Annotated in this window: 13 protein-coding genes, 6 tRNA genes and 1 rRNA gene; 6 read left to right on the top strand and 14 right to left on the bottom strand. The window is 45.0% G+C overall.

The window, feature by feature from the left end; genetic code table 11:
• Positions 1–90: 90 nt before the first annotated feature.
• The 10 genes from AB4209_RS21065 to AB4209_RS21020 all read right to left on the bottom strand — a co-directional run bounded on the left by AB4209_RS21065 (position 91) and on the right by AB4209_RS21020 (position 8,210).
• The gene (locus tag AB4209_RS21065) at positions 91–1,053 is read right to left on the bottom strand and encodes an SPOR domain-containing protein (protein ID WP_372057229.1); all 963 of its coding nucleotides are present in this window, start codon (positions 1,051–1,053) and stop codon (positions 91–93) included.
• A 187-nt stretch (positions 1,054–1,240) separates the two neighbouring features.
• A complete protein-coding gene (locus AB4209_RS21060; RefSeq protein WP_017060135.1) occupies positions 1,241–2,179 on the bottom strand; it encodes an ABC transporter permease in 939 nt (312 codons plus the stop codon).
• Between the two features lie 2 nt (positions 2,180–2,181).
• Positions 2,182–3,159, bottom strand: a complete 978-nt coding sequence (locus AB4209_RS21055) for an ABC transporter permease (protein WP_008218600.1) — start codon at positions 3,157–3,159, stop codon at positions 2,182–2,184.
• Positions 3,160–3,337: 178 nt separating this feature from the next.
• Entirely contained in the window at positions 3,338–4,891 is a 1,554-nt protein-coding gene (locus AB4209_RS21050) for an ABC transporter substrate-binding protein (RefSeq protein WP_017060133.1), read from the bottom strand.
• A gap of 94 nt (positions 4,892–4,985) precedes the next feature.
• The gene (locus tag AB4209_RS21045; protein ID WP_017060132.1) at positions 4,986–6,713 is read right to left on the bottom strand and encodes an ABC transporter ATP-binding protein; all 1,728 of its coding nucleotides are present in this window, start codon (positions 6,711–6,713) and stop codon (positions 4,986–4,988) included.
• Positions 6,714–7,603: 890 nt separating this feature from the next.
• A tRNA-Pro gene (locus tag AB4209_RS21040) sits at positions 7,604–7,680 on the bottom strand.
• Positions 7,681–7,735: 55 nt separating this feature from the next.
• A tRNA-His gene (locus tag AB4209_RS21035) sits at positions 7,736–7,811 on the bottom strand.
• A gap of 44 nt (positions 7,812–7,855) precedes the next feature.
• Positions 7,856–7,932 (bottom strand) — tRNA-Pro (locus AB4209_RS21030).
• Between the two features lie 77 nt (positions 7,933–8,009).
• Positions 8,010–8,085 (bottom strand) — tRNA-His (locus AB4209_RS21025).
• 48 nt (positions 8,086–8,133) lie between these two features.
• Positions 8,134–8,210, bottom strand: a tRNA-Arg gene (locus tag AB4209_RS21020).
• Positions 8,211–8,508: 298 nt separating this feature from the next.
• Between AB4209_RS21020 and AB4209_RS21015 the strand changes: the two genes are divergently transcribed.
• Positions 8,509–8,922 carry a cytochrome c5 family protein gene (locus AB4209_RS21015; protein WP_017063036.1) on the top strand — a complete coding sequence of 138 codons (414 nt, stop codon included), beginning with the start codon at positions 8,509–8,511 and terminating at the stop codon, positions 8,920–8,922.
• 81 nt (positions 8,923–9,003) lie between these two features.
• Here the strand turns inward: AB4209_RS21015 and rep are convergent, their stop codons facing one another.
• On the bottom strand, positions 9,004–11,022 hold the full coding sequence (rep, locus tag AB4209_RS21010) for a DNA helicase Rep (protein ID WP_017061960.1): 2,019 nt from the start codon (positions 11,020–11,022) through the stop codon (positions 9,004–9,006).
• 180 nt (positions 11,023–11,202) lie between these two features.
• On the opposite strand from rep, the gene AB4209_RS21005 reads away from it, so the two are divergent.
• The 4 genes from AB4209_RS21005 to ubiK all read left to right on the top strand — a co-directional run bounded on the left by AB4209_RS21005 (position 11,203) and on the right by ubiK (position 16,420).
• Positions 11,203–11,784, top strand: coding sequence for a TetR/AcrR family transcriptional regulator (locus AB4209_RS21005; protein WP_017061961.1), 582 nt, complete (start codon positions 11,203–11,205; stop codon positions 11,782–11,784).
• A gap of 18 nt (positions 11,785–11,802) precedes the next feature.
• A complete protein-coding gene (locus tag AB4209_RS21000) occupies positions 11,803–12,909 on the top strand; it encodes an efflux RND transporter periplasmic adaptor subunit (RefSeq protein WP_017069625.1) in 1,107 nt (368 codons plus the stop codon).
• Between the two features lie 11 nt (positions 12,910–12,920).
• Positions 12,921–16,049 (top strand): multidrug efflux RND transporter permease subunit, encoded by a 3,129-nt coding sequence (locus AB4209_RS20995; RefSeq protein ID WP_017061963.1) that lies wholly within the window; start codon positions 12,921–12,923, stop codon positions 16,047–16,049.
• Between the two features lie 119 nt (positions 16,050–16,168).
• Positions 16,169–16,420: a ubiquinone biosynthesis accessory factor UbiK gene (gene ubiK / locus AB4209_RS20990; RefSeq protein ID WP_004735787.1), complete on the top strand. Its 252-nt coding sequence runs from the start codon at positions 16,169–16,171 to the stop codon at positions 16,418–16,420.
• Positions 16,421–16,694: 274 nt separating this feature from the next.
• Here the strand turns inward: ubiK and ilvC are convergent, their stop codons facing one another.
• The gene (gene ilvC / locus AB4209_RS20985) at positions 16,695–18,179 is read right to left on the bottom strand and encodes a ketol-acid reductoisomerase (protein WP_017061965.1); all 1,485 of its coding nucleotides are present in this window, start codon (positions 18,177–18,179) and stop codon (positions 16,695–16,697) included.
• 146 nt (positions 18,180–18,325) lie between these two features.
• Between ilvC and ilvY the strand changes: the two genes are divergently transcribed.
• Positions 18,326–19,216 carry an HTH-type transcriptional activator IlvY gene (gene ilvY / locus AB4209_RS20980; protein WP_017071469.1) on the top strand — a complete coding sequence of 297 codons (891 nt, stop codon included), beginning with the start codon at positions 18,326–18,328 and terminating at the stop codon, positions 19,214–19,216.
• Between the two features lie 116 nt (positions 19,217–19,332).
• Here ilvY and AB4209_RS20975 read toward each other — a convergent pair.
• Both AB4209_RS20975 and rrf read right to left on the bottom strand, forming a co-directional pair.
• Positions 19,333–19,423: transfer RNA gene (locus AB4209_RS20975), tRNA-Ser, on the bottom strand.
• Between the two features lie 71 nt (positions 19,424–19,494).
• A 5S ribosomal RNA gene (gene rrf, locus AB4209_RS20970) occupies positions 19,495–19,610 on the bottom strand.
• Positions 19,611–19,777: the final 167 nt, after the last annotated feature.

The raw sequence follows: 19,777 nt of genomic DNA, 5'->3' as shown, positions 1-19,777 counted from the left end.
GCTCGGCGCACCATTAAAAAACCCCAGCATATCGCTGGGGTTTCTTTTATCGGTGCATTTTAGCCTACGGTAACTCCGATACTCTTGACGCTACTTAACGCACATCACGTTAAGCAATGAAGAACCTTTCAATTGGTTGACGTTACCGTTGGTAAACAGACCTTTCTTATCTGCGCCCCAATAAGGGAGATGCATTGGCCAGTTCTGTTTTTCCATAACCTTTGAATTCAAGATGCTCTGCCATTGCTTTTCACTCATCAGCTTCATGTTGACCTGATTACACACTAATTCAGCGCTATCGTAATCTAAGCGGCTCCAAGGCTTACCTTGCTCCATGTAGAACTGTTGTTGATGATCTAGAAGGTAAGGAATCGCATATTGGCTCCCCGCAACGTCTGCTTTCACGCGAATCTCGATCTCTAGATCATTGTCTGAGCTCGCGTTACCGCTTGGCAGCGTCTGAATAGCTGCAGCGCTCGTTACCGCCGCCGCTTGCTTAGCAGCCACAGGTTTCGGGGCAGGCTTAGCTTCTACTTTTGCAGGATCCTTAGGCTTAACCATTTTTGGCTCTGCTGGTTTTGCCACAATAGGCTGTGATGAGGTTTTCGACTTATCGACCATACGAATAAAGGCTTCACCGTAACCAGAAACCTTACGCACCTGAGCTAGGTCTTTTCTCGCATCAGAGAAGGTAGAATAAGGTCCGATTAAGCAACGGTAGTCTCCGCCTTCCGGCTTCATCCAAACGTTGGTCGAGATCTTCTCATACAGAGGCTTTGCTCGGCTCAGTGACAAAGGCTTGTTCAGCAGGCCACATTGAACCCAAAACAGTTCGTTATCTGAATGACGTTTTGGTGCTTTACTGCCCCACACGCCCTTACCGATCGGACATGATTGCTCTAGCTGTGGTAATTGGTTGGTGCTTGCCTGAGTTGCATCACATAGAACCGACTCTGCATTCACTTGGCTCGATACCAAAAGAGATGCAGCGATAAGTCCCATACGATAATTTCTCGTCACAGCACGACATACAGCATTCATTGTCAATTTCATAACCACCACTTAAACCCTTGCGGGCTAATTATTACCGAATCTATGTCGATAAAACATGAATTCCATTTTAACTATTATTGACACTGTCAATAATACTAAGTTCCAGATCCATTAAGCAAAAAAAGAGCCGTAATTGCTTACGGCTCTTAATTTAGTGACTTTTTTTACTAAAAATCAAACCGGGCTATCACCCTTTATAAATTTTCGGGTTAAACACGTCACGTAACCAGTCGCCTAATAGGTTAATAACGAGAACCAATGTTACCAAAAGCACACCTGGGAATGCTGTGATCCACCATGCTCCTGAGAAAATGTAGTTAAAACCAGTACTGATCAGGGCACCGAGTGATGGTTGGTCTACCGGAAGACCTAAACCTAGGAAAGAAAGTGCCGCTTCTGACATGATGGCATTTGCCACCTGTACCGTAGAGATAACCAAAATCGGTGATAAACAGTTAGGCAGAATATGGCGGAACATGATGCGAGGCGCTCTAAAGCCCATCACACGTGCCGCTTCTACGTACTCTTTCTTCTTCTCTGCCAATACCGATGCACGAATCGTACGAGCATACTGCGGCCATTCAGCAATACCGATGATCACCACCAGCATAACAACCGCATATTGCGCGTAGAAGTCACTACCGAAACTCGCCTTAAAGATGGCCGAGACAATGATCGCAACCATCATGGTTGAGAACGAAAGCTGAACATCGGCAAAACGCATCAGGAAGCTATCAATACGACCACCGAAGTAACCTGCAGACAAGCCAATGATGATACCGAGAGTCAGCTGAAGACCTACCGCTAGGAAACCGATCGTCAATGACAGACGCGAGCCGTAAAGCATCGTAGATAAGATGTCACGACCCTGCTCATCAGTACCCAGTAGGAAGCGTTCTTCGCCGTCTTCCATCCAAGATGGTGGCAACTCAGAATCCATGATGTCGATAGACGTCACGTCATACGGGTCTGTTGGCGCTAGAATAGGTGCCGCTAATGCCATAACAAGGAAAGCTGCAAAGATAGCGAAGCTCACCATTGCCACTTTGTCACGTAAGAAGTAGTACAGAATGTCTGACTGCTTGAATCGCTCCCAACGAGATGGAGCTGTTGTTGTTTGTTCCATGATTATGCTCCTTTCCCTGTGATGTTCACTGTTGGGTTAATGATGCCGTATAGCAGGTCAACAATGGTGTTAGTTACTACGAAGATCAGGCCAACGAAGATAACGTATGCGGTAATCAGTGGTGTATCCACTCGGTTAATCGCTTCAAGGAATAGGAAGCCGGTACCCGGCCACTGGAATACAGTTTCAGTAAGAATGGTGTAAGCCACCATAGTACCGATTTGAACACCGCCTACCGTTAGTACTGGCAGCATTGTGTTTTTCAAAGCGTGTTGGTAGTAAATCTTGTTCAGCGCTAGGCCTTTTGCTTTACCAAACTTGATATATTCAGAGCTAAGAACCTCTAGCATTTCAGAGCGTACTAGACGAATGAACAGAGGCAGCATGATAGATGCTAGAGCAATACTCGGCAGCACTAAGTGTGCAAGGCCATCTATCGTTAAGAAACCAGACTCCCAGCCAAACCAGTTTGCGGTCTCACCACGTCCAAACGACGGCAGCCAACCTAACTCAATAGAGAATACATACATCAACATGATTGCGGTTAAGAAAACAGGCACAGAAATGCCGATACTACTGCCCGCCATCACCAGTTTAGTGAAGAAGCTTTTTGGGTGTATTGCAGAATAAACGCCAAGTGGAATCGACAGACAAACAATGATCAGAGAAGCGCCGAACACAAGCTCAAGCGTTGCGACTAGTTTATCTAAGATTACGTCCACAGCTGGGCGTTTAAAGAAATATGAAGTACCAAGATCACCTTGTAGAGCTGCGCCCACAAAGCGAGTGTATTTTGTAATGAAGGGATCATTTAAGCCGAGTTCATCACGCAGCGCTTGACGCTCCGATTCTGAAACAGATTGACCGACTAACTCACGCAACGGGTCGCCCAGGTTATCCTGAATGGCAAACGCCACCAAACTGATCACAAACATCACTATCAGTGCCTGAAACAGGCGCTTGACCAGAAACGTAACCATTCCTTGCCCCTTATCTATCCATGACTATCTAGTCGAAATCCGCGACTAGATAACAAAATTCAGTCTTAAAAAAGGTATTTAGCCAGACTGAAGGAAGACCAAATACCGAAACTTAAATCTATATCTTAATAATTTGAGAGCCTGAAAAGCTTCAGGCTCTCGATTCTAGCAAGCTAGATTATTTTACAACTAGGTCGCCGAAGTAAGGCATAACCATTGGGTTTACTACGTCTGCTGCACCTACGTTAGACTTCGCGCCCCACGCTTCACTTTGCCAGTGTAGCGGTACGAATGCTGCGTCGTTGTAAAGTGTTGCTTCAACGCCTTTCAGCATTTCAGCACGCTTAACTGGGTCAGTTTCAGTGTTAGAAGCTTCTACGATCGCATCCATTTCTGGGTTTGAGTAGCCAGAACAGTTGTATTGACCACGGCCAGTCTCTTCGTTACGAGTCATAGTTAGGAACTCGTTGAAGTTAGCTGAATCTTCTGTATCTGAGTGCCAGCCGATCATCATCATGTCTGCTGAACATAGGTCAAACTCAGGCCAGTACTGTGCTTTAGGCATAGTTTTAAGATCAACTTTGATACCAATCTTAGACAGCATTGCCGCAGACGCTTGCGCTACTTTCGCATCGTTCACGTAACGGTTGTTTGGAGCCATCATAGTTAGCGTAAAGCCATCTTCGTAGCCCGCTTCTTTCATCAGCTCTTTCGCTTTTTTCAGATCGTAACGAGGAACTAGGTCTTCGTTGTGACCCGCGTAGCCTGTTGGGCTTTGCTGACCAGCTGCTGTTGCGAAGCCTTTCATGATCTTCTTAACGATACCTTCGTTGTTGATTGCGTGAACAATCGCCTGACGAACGCGAACATCTTTAAGTGCTTCGTTGCTGTTTTGGTTCATTTGGAACGTGATGATACGAGTACCAGGTAGCGTCACTAGATCGATGTTCTTAGCGTTTTTAACACGCTTGTGATCGTTTGGTGCTACTGGGTGAATCATATCAACGTCGCCAGAAAGAAGTGCTGCAACACGTGTCGCGTCTTCTTTGATTGGCACAAGTGTTAGCTTGTCTACGTTGCCTTCAGTTTCTGTGTCCCAGTAATCGTTGAAACGCTCGAACGTTACTTTAACGCCTTGCTCACGCTGCGTTACGATAAATGGACCAGTACCTGAAACGTTAGTCGAAGCAAACGAGTTACCGTGCTTAACTAGCTCAGACTTGTCTTTACCTTCCGCTGTTTGGCCAGAGTAGAACTTGCTGTCCATTGGGAAGATGTAAGTTGCTGTTTGTAGTACTAGTGGGTAAGCCGCTTTTGATACTAGCTCAACTGTGTAGTCATCCACTTTTACCATTTTTTCGTATGGCGTGAAGATAGACTTAAAGTCTGGAGAAGCTTGTAGACGTTCAAAAGTCCACACAACATCATCAGCAGTCAGTTCGTTACCAGAGTGGAATTTCACACCTTTACGTAGGTTGAAGCGGAAAGTCGTTTCATCAACACGCTCCCAGCTAGATGCTAGGCGGCCTTCAAAATCCATCTCTTGAGTGAAACGTACTAGAGGGTCAAACACCATGTGAGACATTTGCAGTGTGCCACCAGACAGCTGCTCGTGCGGGTCAAGTGATACTGGGTCAGCTGCGTAGCCAACGGTAATATCTGCTGCTGCTGCACTAAAGCTTAGGCCAGCTGCCATTAAAGCTACTGCTAATTTGCTTTTCATGGTTTTCATTGCATAACTCCTTCATGCGGGAATCCAGATCCCTAGTTGTTGTATTTGCGTCTGTTTATTGTTGTTAGCAAGCTAAACTCCAGCCTGCTGATTTTTATACCGCGGCTTGTGCCACTGCTTTTTCTTCTCTTAAGCCTGTAAATTCAGGCATTAAAGAAATCAGTTGTTTGCTGTATTCATGCTGAGGTGATTGGAACAGCTGCTCCGTTGGCGCAACCTCCAATAATGTCCCCATCTGCATCACACCAACACGGTCACACATTTGGCGAATAACCGGTAGATCGTGACTGATGAACAGCATGGTTAGGTTTAGCTCGTCTTGTAAGTCTTTTAGTAGGTTAAGAATCTGAGCCTGTACCGACACGTCCAGTGCCGATGTTGGTTCATCACAAATCAAAAGACGTGGGCGAGTCGCCAAAGCGCGAGCGATAGAAATACGCTGACGTTGACCACCTGAGAATTCGTGTGGGTACTTCACCCCAGCCATTTTGCCTAAACCCACGTGCTCTAGCAGGTCGTTCACGATCTGACGAGTTTCATTTTCGTTGCGAGTAAGCTTATGGAATCGGATAGGTTCAGCAATGATGTCGAATATCTTCATTCGAGGGTTCATTGATGTGTAAGGGTTTTGGAAAACCATCTGCATTTGACGACGCATAGGGCGACGTTCTTTTTCAGATTTCAGACCAGTAAGATCAACGCCTTCAAACGTTACCTTGCCTGAGTTTGGTGCGTACAAGCCAGCAATCACACGAGCAATCGTTGATTTACCTGAACCTGATTCACCTACTAAACCAAACGTCTCACCTTCATGCACTTCAAAGCTCACGTTGTTTGATGCTTGAACGTACTCACGACGGCTCTCAAAGAAAGAATCTTTGGTAGTAAAGCGTAAGTTTACGTTCTCAACGTTCAACAGAGGGCCAGTGTAATCACGGTGATCTTGGCTTTGACCTAACCAGTGGTTCTTCACATCCAATGGTTCCATCTCTTGTGCTTCTTCGATGTAGCTCACAAGAGGGAAACGATCGAGTTTGCGATCCGAACGAGGAACCGCAGAGATAAGACTGTGTGTATATGGGTGCTCAGGAGTACCCAGAACTTTCGCTGTTGGGCCAAACTCAACTAAGTCACCACGATACATAACGGCTACGCGGTCGGTAACGTTAGATACCACGCCCATGTCGTGCGTGACCAACATGCAACCTACGTTCTTCTTAATACATAGGTCGCGAATCAAACCCAAGATCTGGTCTTGGATAGAAACATCCAGTGCTGTTGTTGGTTCATCTGCGATGATTAGGTCAGGTTCACCTGCCAATGCGATCGCGATAACCACACGCTGACGCATACCGCCAGAGAATTGGTGAGGGTACTGCTTTAAACGGTTTTCTGGTTGTGGGATACCCACTTGGTTCATCAAGTCTAATGAGCGCTGGTAGGCTTCTTGATCCGAAACCTTCATGTTGGCATGAATCGTCTCTTTTAACTGCTGTTCTACTGTGAATAGAGGGTTAAGAGAAGTCATTGGGTCTTGGAAGATAAAACCAATCTTTGAGCCGCGAACAGAACGCATCTGTTCAGGAGATAAACCAGAGACTTTTTCGCCATCCAGAAATACCTCGCCGCTAGCAATGCGGCCAGGAGGGCTCAGCAAATCGATCACAGCATTACCTACTGTTGATTTACCTGCACCAGACTCGCCTACAACACCAACAATCTCACCACGTTCAATGTTGAACGAAAGTGATTTAACTGCGGCGTGAACTCCATGACGAGATGGGTATTCGATACGAAGATTTTTTACTTCTAAAAGTGACATTACCAGACCTCTACTGCTTTGGCAGCTTTCTGCCCTGTCTGCAAAATTGAATCCATTCTTACCAGAATATTGTTCTGATATTTTATACGGTTGACAATTTGGCAAATAATTCACAGAAAAGCAACAAAAATAGGATAAAAAGTCGACATTAAACGCTTAGCAAGCAAAAGTGCCACATAACTATTCACCAAAAGAGCATATAGTAAGAAAAATCAACATTATATTATCGGCAAGAAATACTCACAAACTCCTTACCACTACTTACTTGTAGAGTTAAAGCCGTGCTTCAAAGCAGATCTCACTACCAGTCACTAAAAACAAATAATTATTCCAAAAAACAATTAACACTATAGAAACAAACGCTAATTTTGTTAATTTGAACAAATAAAACAACCAGATAAACGTTAATTAGCCATACATTTAACCATCTGTATTATTTTGGTAAATACAAAACAGACAAACGAAAGGCCTAATAAATCAGAGGAGTTTTTGAACGACCAAATGCGTACAAAGCTGTCAAATTCAGGCCTTAGTGAGCAAATTTAGGGTCAGGTTTCACTTTTCATAAAAGTCTTTAGACCAAACCCATTAATATGTCGAATTATTGAGCACTCCATTTATATAAAATTAGATATCGAACTGTACATTTGATAAAGAAAGCAACTCTGTAGCAGCACCATTATCAAGCAGATCGTTAGGAATCTGTCTTATATAAGAAGGGGAGATAGATGTAAGAAGCCCCGTCATTTCTGACGCGGACGGCTAGTTGAGGCTTCTTAAGTGATCAGTGAAGAGACATTCTTTGAACATCAGGCGAACCCCACTCTGTTCAAGTTATCTAAGTTTCAGATGTAAAAAAGCCCTAGTCTTTTGACTAGGGCTTCTTAAGGTGGTCGGTGAAGAGGGATTCGAACCCCCGACCCTCTGGTCCCAAACCAGATGCGCTACCAAGCTGCGCTATTCACCGAGACGTTTCGTTTGATTTCTCAAACTGGGAACTTCAAAGAAGCTACCAAAATTAATGGGGTGGCTAACGAGATTCGAACTCGCGACCACCGGAATCACAATCCAGGGCTCTACCAACTGAGCTATAGCCACCACTAATTTTTTATATAACCGCTTAAAAGCGATTATTGAAATAGTGGTCGGTGAAGAGGGATTCGAACCCCCGACCCTCTGGTCCCAAACCAGATGCGCTACCAAGCTGCGCTATTCACCGACTAGTTTTGTATCGACTCTTGGGAATAATGAATCAACACTGGAAGCCGAAGCTACCGATATTTTGTAAAGAAAGAATGGGGTGGCTAACGAGATTCGAACTCGCGACCACCGGAATCACAATCCAGGGCTCTACCAACTGAGCTATAGCCACCATTATTTCTTTTTGCCAATTTCTCACTTACCGAAGTAAGAGACCGGATGGCGCGCCTGAAAGGATTCGAACCTTCGGCCTTTGGCTCCGGAGGCCAACGCTCTATCCAGCTGAGCTACAGGCGCATGCCCTGTCGGCGGAGTGGAATAATACGTATATCACCCAATGCCGTCTAGTACTTTTTTAACTTTTTTTTCTATTTGGTCTCTTTTTCGACAGTTAATATGTGATAAACCCCTTATTTGAGTACTACAACCCGCCACAGCTTATAAGTTGTTGTTTATTGCAACAACTTATCGGGATATAATCACCCATTATTTACATTGGTTTAACAGTTGCTCTTTGCTGGTTAAAGCCAAAACACCCTTCCAACACTATAAATTGGTAAGCATGTACTTACCTTGGGAATGTAAAGTGAGTTTAATGGATATGTCTCGTCGAATTTTAAGCGTTGTCATCGCAGTTTTAACCTTTTCAACTGGCGCAATGGCTGCAGGCCTAAGCGAAGCGGAGCACGATGCAATTGCTGAACGCATCAAACCAGTTGGCCAAGTTTACCTAGTCGGCAGCGAGCCAGTAGCCGCAGAACCAACAGGCCCTCGTGATGGCGCAGCAGTTTACGGTACCTTTTGTATCGCTTGTCACGCATCTGGCGTAAGTGGCGCACCTAAAACAGGTGATGCTGGTGACTGGGGTCCTCGCATTGCTCAAGGTCGCGACATTCTAGCTGACCACGCAATCAACGGCTTCAATGCGATGCCAGCGAAAGGTTCATGTATGGATTGTTCAGACGACGAAATCAAAGATGCTATCGAGCACATGATTGCCGGTCTGTAATTAAAAATGCCAGATTCAGAAAAGGTGACCTCATGGTCACCTTTTTTATTGGCTTCTATATAGTGCGATTAAAGTAGGGCATTACTTCTTGTTGAACATCGCTCGAATATTCGCAATGTGCGCCTGCCCTTTTTCCATTCTTTCTTCAGCGGATTGAGGCTTCTTAACGCTTTCCCACTCCACATCATCGTGCGGCAGCTCATCGAGGAAGCGGCTTTGTGTTGGCTTTATTAATTCACCATATTGACGACGTTCACGACACTTAGTAAAAGTCAGCTCTTTCTGCGCTCGAGTAATCCCCACATACATAAGACGACGTTCTTCTTCTACGTTGCCTTCATCGACACTGGTTTGGTGCGGCAAGATGCCCTCTTCTGCACCCATCAGGAATACATATGGGAACTCTAGACCTTTCGATGCATGCAATGTCATTAATTGGACTTGATCTGCATCGTCATCATCCTCACCACGCTCCATCATATCGCGCAGCGTTAAACGTTGAACCACCTCGCGCAGGGTTTTCTCTTCTTTATCGTAGTTGTCACCCTCAAGATCGGCCACAATCCAGCTATACAGATCAGAGACGTTCTTCATTCGCATTTCAGCGGCTTTCGGGCTCGCTGAGGTTTCGTACAACCAATCTTCGTAGTTGATGTCACGAACCAAAGAACGAACGGCTTCAACCGTATTACCACGCTCGGCATTGTCTGAGATACGAACAATCCAGTCACCGAAGCGGCGCAAATTTTCTAAACCACGCCCCGTCAGTGTCTGCTCTAAGCCCATCTCAAAGCTGGCTTCAAACAAGCTCTTGCCACGCATATTGGCGTAGCTGCCTAACTTCTCAAGCGTCACCGGACCAATCTCTCGGCGCGGTGTGTTTACAATACGTAGGAAGGCGTTGTCATCATCAGGGTTCACCAACACACGCAGGTAAGCCATGATGTCTTTAATCTCGGCTCTCGCGAAGAAAGAGGTACCGCCAGAGATCTTGTAAGGCACACGGTTCTGCATCAGCGCTTTTTCAATCAAGCGTGATTGATGGTTACCACGGTAAAGCACTGCGTAATCTTTGTATTCAGTACGGTTCAAAAACTTGTGGGCGATGATCTCGCCGGTAATACGCTCTGCTTCATGCTCTTCATTCTTAGCATTCAGTACCTTGAGCTTTTCACCGTCTGGGATCTCTGAGAACAGTGACTTTTCATAAACGTGTGGGTTGTTGGCGATCAAGATGTTCGCCGCACGTAAGATTCGACTGGTTGAACGATAGTTTTGCTCGAGTTTGATCAAACGAAGATTCGGATAGTCCTCACCCAGCAACACCAAGTTTTGCGGTTTTGCACCACGCCATGAATAGATAGATTGGTCATCGTCACCTACTACTGTCAAGCGACCACGCTCTCCCACCAGTAAACGAACCAACTCATATTGGCTGGTGTTGGTATCTTGGTATTCATCGACCAGTAAATAGCGGATACGCGACTGCCAGCGCTCACGCACCTCTTGATTGGTTTTCAGTAGTAATACAGGCATCGCGATCAGATCATCAAAATCGAGTGCGTTGTATGCCTTCATCTGTTTCTGGTACATCTCAAAACAGAATGCAAACAACTGCTCTTGTTCGCCTTGAGCACGTGCTTTCGCCTGATCTGGCGTCAGCATGTCATTTTTCCAATTCGAAATGGTGCTCATTAAAGCGCGTAGCAAATCCTTATCACCATCGATCTGTCTCTCTGTTAACTCTTTTAACAAAGCTAACTGGTCTTGGTCATCAAACAGAGAGAAACCCGCTTTCAAACCCAGCGCTTTGTATTCACGGCGAATGATGGTTAAGCCCATGGTATGAAAAGTCGAAACAATCAGCCCTTTCGATTCGCCCTTACCTAGAGTTTGCCCAACACGCTCTTTCATCTCGCGTGCCGCTTTATTAGTAAAGGTCACCGCCGCAATATTACGCGCCTTATAGCCACATTCCTGAACCAGATAAGCAATTTTATTGGTGATAACACGTGTTTTACCGGATCCAGCGCCCGCTAATACTAAGCAGGGGCCCGAAACATATTTCACGGCTTCATCTTGTCTTGGGTTCAGTTTCATTTGATTCTCAGTTTGGTCTAGAGGGGCGAATTCAATTGCGCGCCTATAATAATGCTGCAACAGCACGAATGCTACGTTCTCTTATACAAGATTTTTACGCTGATTATGTAAAACTTTGTTGCACATGTGTGTGGTTATTAGGCTATAATGAATGAACGTTCATTCATTGGTGGTTGAAATATGACAACTCATGCACCTCGGGATAAACGCCAGCAAATACTTTCTGCAGCTGAAAAGCTAATTGCAGAGGTCGGTTTCCAAGGCCTTTCAATGCAAAAATTAGCCAAAGAAGCGGGAGTGGCTGCAGGCACTATCTATCGCTACTTCGATGATAAAGAGCATTTGATAGAAGATGTTCGAATGCTCGTGACTCAAAGAGTAGCTGATGCTGTTCAACAAGGGGTTAATGATTCGGATCCAATTAAACAACGCTACCGTACTATGTGGTTGAACATATGGAACTTAGCAGGAACGAATTTAGCCGCAATAAAAAATCGGGTTCAGTATGACTCTCTACCCATCACAAATAGCCTAAACTTCAGGGAACTAGAACGTAAAATGTTTGCCCAAGTTGAGCTGCTATTTAATGAGGGGAAAGAACAAGGATTGTTTAAACCACTTAACAATGAAGTATTAGGTGGATTGAGCTTGGCGGCTAGTGTTTCTCTAGCACGCAAGCATTCTTTAGGATTTTACCAACTTGATGAGGCAGAACTAGAATCTGCAATCGAAGCCAGTTGGGACGCAATAATTAAACACTAGATCGGAGTTTTGACCATAATGAAAAAGTGGACTTTCTTCATGTTACTCATCGCTGTACTACTTTTCGGCAGCGTTATTGGGTTTAACATGTTCAAACAACAAAAAATTGCTGAGTATATGGCCAACCGCCCTGAACCAGAGTTTCCAGTAACGGTAACTGAAGTTCAGCCGATCGACTGGGTTCCAGTGATTGAAGCTATCGGCTTCATCGAACCTAACCAAGGTGTGACACTAGCGAACGAAACCAGCGGTGTTATCGATCAAATTTCTTTCGAATCAGGTACTGAGGTTAAAAATGACCAACAACTGATCCGCCTTGATTCTGATGTAGAGAAAGCCAATCTAAAAAGCTCTGAGGCACGCTTACCGGCTGCTGAAGCTAAATACAAGCGCTACCAAGGGCTATTCAAGAAAGGCTCTATCTCTAAGGAAGCCTTCGATGAAGCAGAAGCTAATTTCTTATCGTTAGCGGCTGATATTGAAAGCCTTAAAGCATCGATTGCCCGTCGCGAGATCCGCGCTCCGTTTGACGGCACTGTCGGTATTCGTAATGTGTATCTAGGCCAATACCTACAATCTGGCACTGACATCGTTCGCCTAGAAGACACCAGTGTTATGCGCCTACGCTTCACTATTTCTCAAAATGACATCTCTCGTATTGAGGTTGGTCAGGCGATCGACATCTTCGTTGATGCATACCCAGAAAAACCGTTTAAAGGTTCTATTAGTGCCATTGAGCCTGCGGTTAGCATCCAAAGTGGTCTTATCCAAGTACAAGCCGATATCCCAAACAACGATGGTAAGTTACGTAGCGGTATGTTTGCGCGCGCTAACATCATTCTACCTAAACTAGCAAACCAAGTGACACTGCCTCAGACGGCCATCACTTTCACACTTTACGGTGACAATGTTTATATTTTACGTGAAGAAGATGGTGTGCAGCGTGTGAAACAACAAGTGGTGAAAGTAGGTGAACGTACAGAAAGTATTGCTCACATACTGGAAGGCGTAGAGCCTGGCGATGTTGTCGTGACAACGGGTCAAGTTCGTTTAAGTAACAATGCTAAAGTTCGAGTTGTAGAAAGTGATGCAACGACGCCGCCAGCTGAAACACCAATGCTGTAATTGGAGGAATCATGCGCTTTACTGATGTTTTTATTAAACGTCCAGTTCTGGCTATTTCAATCAGCTTTTTGATCGCATTGCTTGGCTTCCAAGCAATCTTCAAAATGCAGGTTCGTGAATACCCAGACATGACAAATACGATCGTGACGGTCACGACGAGCTATTACGGTGCCAGTGCCGATCTGATCCAAGGCTTTATAACTCAGCCATTAGAACAAGCGATCGCTCAAGCCGATAATATTGATTATATGACGTCGCAGTCCGTACTCGGTAGCTCGACTATTACGGTCAATATGAAGCTCAATACCGACCCGAATGCCGCGCTGTCTGACATACTGGCCAAGACTAACTCGGTACGTTCTCAGCTTCCTAAAGAAGCCGAAGATCCAACCGTAACTATGTCTACCGGTTCAACAACGGCGGTACTCTACATTGGTTTTACGAGTGATGAACTCTCTGCAAGCCAAATTACCGACTACCTTGAGCGAGTGGTTAACCCACAACTGTTTACCGTTAATGGCGTATCAAAGGTCGACTTGTACGGCGGGATCAAATACGCATTACGTGTATGGCTTGATCCTTCCAAAATGGCAGCATTAAACCTGACAGCCACTGACGTGATGACGGTGCTTAATGCAAACAACTACCAATCAGCAACTGGCCAAGCAATTGGTGAGTTTATGCTGTACAACGGCAGTGCCAATACCCAAGTAACCAATACCGATGAATTAGAAAGGTTGGTGGTCAAAACCAGTCAAAATGGCGGTTCTATTGTTCGCTTAGGTGATATTGCTAAGGTTTCACTAGAAAAAAGCCACGATGTGGTTCGCGCAAGTGCTAATGGCAAACAAACGGTTGTAACCGCCATCAATGCAGCGCCAAGTGCTAACCCGATCAACATTGCTGCTGATGTTATGCAGCTGTATCCTGAGTTGGAGCGAAACCTACCAAGCAATATCAGCATGAATATCATGTATGACTCAACCATTGCGATTAATGAATCCATTCAAGAGGTTATACACACGATTGTTGAAGCCGCGCTGATTGTATTAGTGGTTATCACGCTATTCTTAGGCTCATTGCGTGCGGTTATCATTCCTATCGTAACCATCCCTTTATCGCTGGTTGGTGTTGCGATGGTGATGCAAGTCATGGGTTTCTCATGGAACTTAATGACGCTACTGGCGATGGTATTAGCAATCGGTCTAGTGGTTGATGATGCAATCGTAGTACTGGAAAACGTCGATCGACACGTCAAATTGGGGGAATCTCCTTTCAGGGCTGCCATCATTGGTACCCGTGAAATTGCAGTACCGGTTATTGCAATGACACTGACATTGGGCGCGGTTTATGCCCCTATCGCAATGATGGGTGGTATCACAGGCTCGCTGTTTAAAGAGTTCGCATTAACCCTCGCTGGCGCGGTATTTGTTTCTGGAATCATCGCTTTAACACTGTCTCCAATGATGTGTTCAAAGCTGCTAAAAGAAAATGCACAGCCGAGTAAGTTTGAACTGAAGGTACACAGCGTACTTGATCGTATGACAGGCCGTTACTCTAAGATGCTGCATGCGATCATGGATCATCGTCCGGTTATCATTGGCTTTGCGGTCATTGTATTTTTAAGCTTGCCGATGCTGTTTAAATTCATCCCAAGTGAACTTGCCCCTGCAGAAGATAAAGGGGTGGTGATGATGATTGGTACTGGTCAATCAACGGCTAACCTAGACTACCTAAGTAACACGATGGATGACGTGAGCGGTATCTTGGTGACCCAGCCTGAAATCCAATACGCTCAATCCTTCACTGGTGTACCAAACTCAAACCAAGCATTTGGTATTGCCTCAATGGTGCCATGGAGTGAGCGCACGGCTAGCCAATCTGAGGTAACGAACCGTATCAGTGGATTGCTACAAGATATCCCAGGCATGGCAGTAACCGCGTTCCAAATGCCAGAGTTGCCGGGTGCCGGTTCTGGTCTACCACTCCAGTTTGTGATTACCACACCAAGCAGCTTTGAGAGCTTATTCGCTATCGCAACCGATATTTTAACGGATGTGAAAGATAGCCCTCTCTTTGTCTACTCTGACCTTGATTTGAACTACGATTCAGCAACGATGAAGATTCAAATTGATAAAGATATGGCGGGCGCTTATGGGGTAACGATGCAAGATATCGGTGTCACCCTAAGCACCATGATGTCGGATGGTTACGTTAACCGTATTGACCTCAACGGTCGTTCTTATGAAGTGATCCCTCAGGTTGAGCGTAAGTTCCGCTTAAACCCAGAGTCAATGAATCATTACTACGTTCGAGCCAGCAATGGTGATGCTGTTCCTCTCGGTAGCTTGGTAACAATTGATGTGGTGGCAGAGCCTCGCTCTCTTCCTCACTTCAACCAGTTGAACTCAGCGACGGTCGGTGCGGTTCCTATGCCGGGCGCGGCGATGGGTGATGCGGTAAACTGGTTTGAAAACATTGCCCAAACCAAATTACCTGCAGGCTATAACCATGACTACATGGGTGAGTCGCGTCAGTTTGTAACAGAAGGCAGCGCACTGTATGTGACGTTCGGTTTAGCACTGGCGATCATCTTCTTGGTTCTGGCGATTCAATTTGAGTCGTTAAAAGATCCATTGGTTATCATGGTGTCGGTGCCACTCGCAATATGTGGTGCATTGATTGCGCTCGCTTGGGGCGCAGCGACGATGAACATCTACTCGCAAGTGGGGCTGATTACCTTGGTTGGTCTGATTACCAAGCACGGTATCTTGATCTGTGAGGTAGCAAAAGAAGAGCAGCTGCATAATAAATTATCACGCAAAGAGGCGGTTATGGAGGCGGCAAGGGTACGTCTACGTCCAATCCTAATGACAACAGCGGCGATGATTGCAGGCCTGATCCCATTGATGTACGCCACGGGTGCAGGTGCAGCTCAGCGCTTTAGTATCGGTATTGTTATCGTTGCTGGTCTGGCGATTGGTACGCTGTTTACGCTGTTTGTTCTGCCGGTGATTTATAGCTACTTAGCCGAAAAACATAAACCAATTCCAGTTTTCCTCGAAGATAAAGATCTCGAGAAGCTGGCCCGTGTTGATGAAGCAAAAGCGGCGCACAGAGAATTAGCTAACAATAAGTAATTTCCCTGTCGTATTAACAATAAAAAGGCTACTTCGGTGGCCTTTTTTTGTACGCCATAGGCGACATCTTTGATGTGATTAAATAGAATAGTGATAAATATTCAGGAGTTTTAATTGATATGTTTGATCCAAAAAAACTAGAGCAAATTGCTAAGCAGATCCACGATTCTATGCCTCAACCAGTAAAAGAGCTTGGTTCAGACGTAGATCAAAAAGTTCGTCAGGTTATCCAAGGCCAACTGAACAAGCTAGACGTTGTAAGCCGTGAAGAATTTGATGTTCAAACACAAGTACTACTGCGCACTCGCCAAAAGCTGACTGAAATGGAACAAAAGCTAACGGACTTAGAAGCAAAGATTGCCGACAAGTAAGCGTAAAGCAAGAAAACTGAAAGGGTTGGTGTGAAAGCACCAACCCTTTTGTATTTCTGAAGATCAATCAAGAACTGAAAGTCGACAAAGACTGATCAAACAATGTTCATTTGATTGATTTTTAAGACTTTGTTACTAAAAGCAAAAAGGCTTGGTCAACGGCGACCAAGCCTTTTCATTAGATGTTGTGTTGCTTATTTATAACTCCAACCTGTAAGGAGTTAGTGATACTGCTTCGCTTTTTCTGCAAATTTATCAGTATCTAAGCGACTAATTAACCGCCTACAGCGATGCGCTTCATGTCGCTCATGTAGCTACGTAGCTCTTCACCAATGTACTCTACAGGGTGGTTACGGATAGCTTCGTTTACTTCAATTAGCTTAGCGTTATCAACTTGGTTAGATGTTTCACCTAGACCGCGGCCGATTACGTCAGTTGCTACTGAAGGCATGAACTTCTCACGTAGTAACGGTGTTGCTACGTTAGCGAATAGGTAGTTACCGTACTCAGCAGTATCTGAGATTACAACGTTCATTTCGTAAAGACGCTTACGAGCAACTGTGTTTGCGATTAGTGGAAGCTCATGTAGAGATTCGTAGTAAGCAGACTCATCAATGATGCCTGATGCCGTCATAGCTTCGAATGCTAGCTCAACACCGGCACGAACCATAGCAACCATTAGGATACCGTTGTCGAAGTACTCTTGCTCTGAGATTTCTACGTCAGAAGCTGGGTAGTTTTCGAATGCAGTTTCGCCTGTCTCTTCACGCCAGCCTAGTAGGTTCACGTCATCGTTCGCCCAGTCAGCCATCATTGTGCTAGAGAAGTGACCAGAGATGATGTCATCCATGTGCTTGTTGTAAAGCGGACGCATTAGGTCTTTAAGCTCTTCAGAAAGCTCAAACGCTTTAACTTTAGCCGGGTTAGATAGGCGATCCATCATGTGAGTTACGCCACCAAACTTAAGTGCTTCAGTAATCGTTTCCCAACCGTATTGTAGAAGCTTGCCTGCGTAGCCAGGTTCGATGCCATCAGCAATCATCTTCTCGTAAGATACGATAGAACCCGCTTGTAGCATGCCACAAAGGATAGTTTGCTCACCCATCAGGTCAGATTTAACTTCTGCTACGAAAGAAGACTCTAGGCAACCTGCACGGTGGCCACCAGTACCTGCAGCCCAAGCTTTAGCGATATCCCAACCTTCGCCTTTAGGGTCGTTTTCTGGGTGAACAGCGATAAGTGTTGGTACACCGAAGCCACGTTTGTACTCTTCGCGAACTTCAGAGCCTGGACACTTAGGTGCAACCATTACTACAGTAAGGTCAGCACGTAATTGCATGCCTTCTTCCACAACGTTGAAACCGTGAGAGTAACCAAGAGCAGCGCCTTGCTTCATTAGAGGCATTACTGTTTCAACAACGTTTGTGTGTTGCTTATCAGGAGTAAGGTTGATTACTAGGTCTGCTTGAGGGATTAGCGTTTCGTAGCTACCCACAACAAAGCCGTTTTCATCAGCATTTTTGAATGATTGACGCTTTTCATCAATTGCCGCTTGGCGTAGAGCGTAAGATACGTCTAGACCAGAATCACGCATATTTAGACCTTGGTTTAGGCCTTGAGCACCACAACCAACAATTACGATTTTCTTACCTTCAAGGTATTCAGCTTCTGTCGCGAATTCTTCACGATCCATAAAGCGGCAACGACCTAATTGGTCTAGTTGTTCACGAAGGTTTAATGTATTGAAATAGTTAGCCATTCTAGGGCACTCCTTTAAAAATAAGTCCGTAAGGTCGATATCTCTCTATCGAATGACTTCATACTAAAACAGACACTCCGTTGCTGAAAGTGATATATTCACAATTAGTTATTGCAATAAATGCAACATGGAAACGATCGCAGAACATGAACATAAAATCTCTACAATTATTTATACATTTATGCGACAGCAAGAGTTTCAGCAAAACCGCTGCTGCTATGCACGTCAGTCCTTCAGCGCTGAGCCGTCAGATACAAAAGCTTGAAGAGGAAACAGGACAAGAACTGCTAATCAGAGACAACCGCAGTGTTGATCTTACCCCAGCAGGAAAACACCTATTGCCTGTAGCATTGAGCATCGTGGGAGAGTGGCAGCAATATAACCTTCACCTGAAGGGCGGAGAGCAAGAACTTAAAGGTGAGATCCGTATATTTTGTTCAGTAACGGCTAGCTACAGTCACCTACCTGAACTCATAACCGAATTTAGGGCTATTCATCCGTATATTGAATTTAAGCTCTCTACTGGTGATCCAGCTCAATCCATCGACAAGATCTTAAACGATGAAGCGGATATCGCGATTTCAGCAAAGCCAGACATCCTTCCTTCAAGGTTAGAATTCGAAACCATCAGCGATATTCCACTGTCAGTCATCATTCCATCTGGTGTGAGTAGCTTTAGCCAACAACTGCAATCCGATAAGCCAAACTGGAATGAAGTGCCCTTTATCATCCCAGAAGCAGGAACAGCGCGTGAACGAGCCAATGCATGGTTTAAAAAGATGAAGATAAAACCCAACATATACGCGCAAGTTTCTGGCCATGAGGCGATTGTAAGTATGGTGGCACTAGGATGTGGAGTTGGCATCGCACCTGATGTGGTCATAAACAACAGTCCAGTAAGAGATAAAGTTAGCCGCTTAAAGATAGAACCTATCAAGCTATTTGAGTTAGGCGTATGTTGTAAGCGAGCACAGCTAGATAACCCTCTAATTCGAGCGTTCTGGCAAGTTGCAGAAGGGAAATATTTAGCGGACTAGTCGTCATTGTTTTAAATACAAAAAAGGGAAGAGCACGTCAGTGCCCTTCCCCTTTTATTTATGTATATCGCAGATAAGAAAAAAGCCCGCTGATTTCTCAGCGGGCTTTCTAATGGTGGTGGAGGGATAGGGATTTGAACCCTAGAACCGCTATTAACGGTTGCCGGTTTTCAAGACCGGTGCTTTCGACCACTCAGCCATCCCTCCAAAAAATTGTCATCAACAGATTAGTACACTGTAGATGTTGTTACATGTATACACAGGTAACGATATTTAAAGCCTGGCGATGTCCTACTCTCACATGGGGAAGCCCCACACTACCATCGGCGCTATTGTGTTTCACTTCTGAGTTCGGCATGGAATCAGGTGGGTCCACAATGCTATGGTCGCCAAGCAAATTTTGCTTTTACTTTCAGCTTTTTTTAAAAACTGAAGGCAAAATAATCTGGAAAACTGATTTAAAAGTCTCTTCAAACTCATTCAAGCGTTTGGTATTTCTTTGAGTCCACAAAACCCCTTGGGTGTTGTATGGTTAAGCCTCACGGGCAATTAGTACAGGTT

The sequence above is a fragment of the Vibrio sp. 10N.286.48.C11 genome, from assembly GCF_041469805.1.
GTDB lineage: Bacteria > Pseudomonadota > Gammaproteobacteria > Enterobacterales > Vibrionaceae > Vibrio > Vibrio crassostreae_C.
The sequence above is the reverse complement of the archived record's forward strand: the minus strand, read 5'-3'. Positions and strand labels throughout refer to the sequence as shown.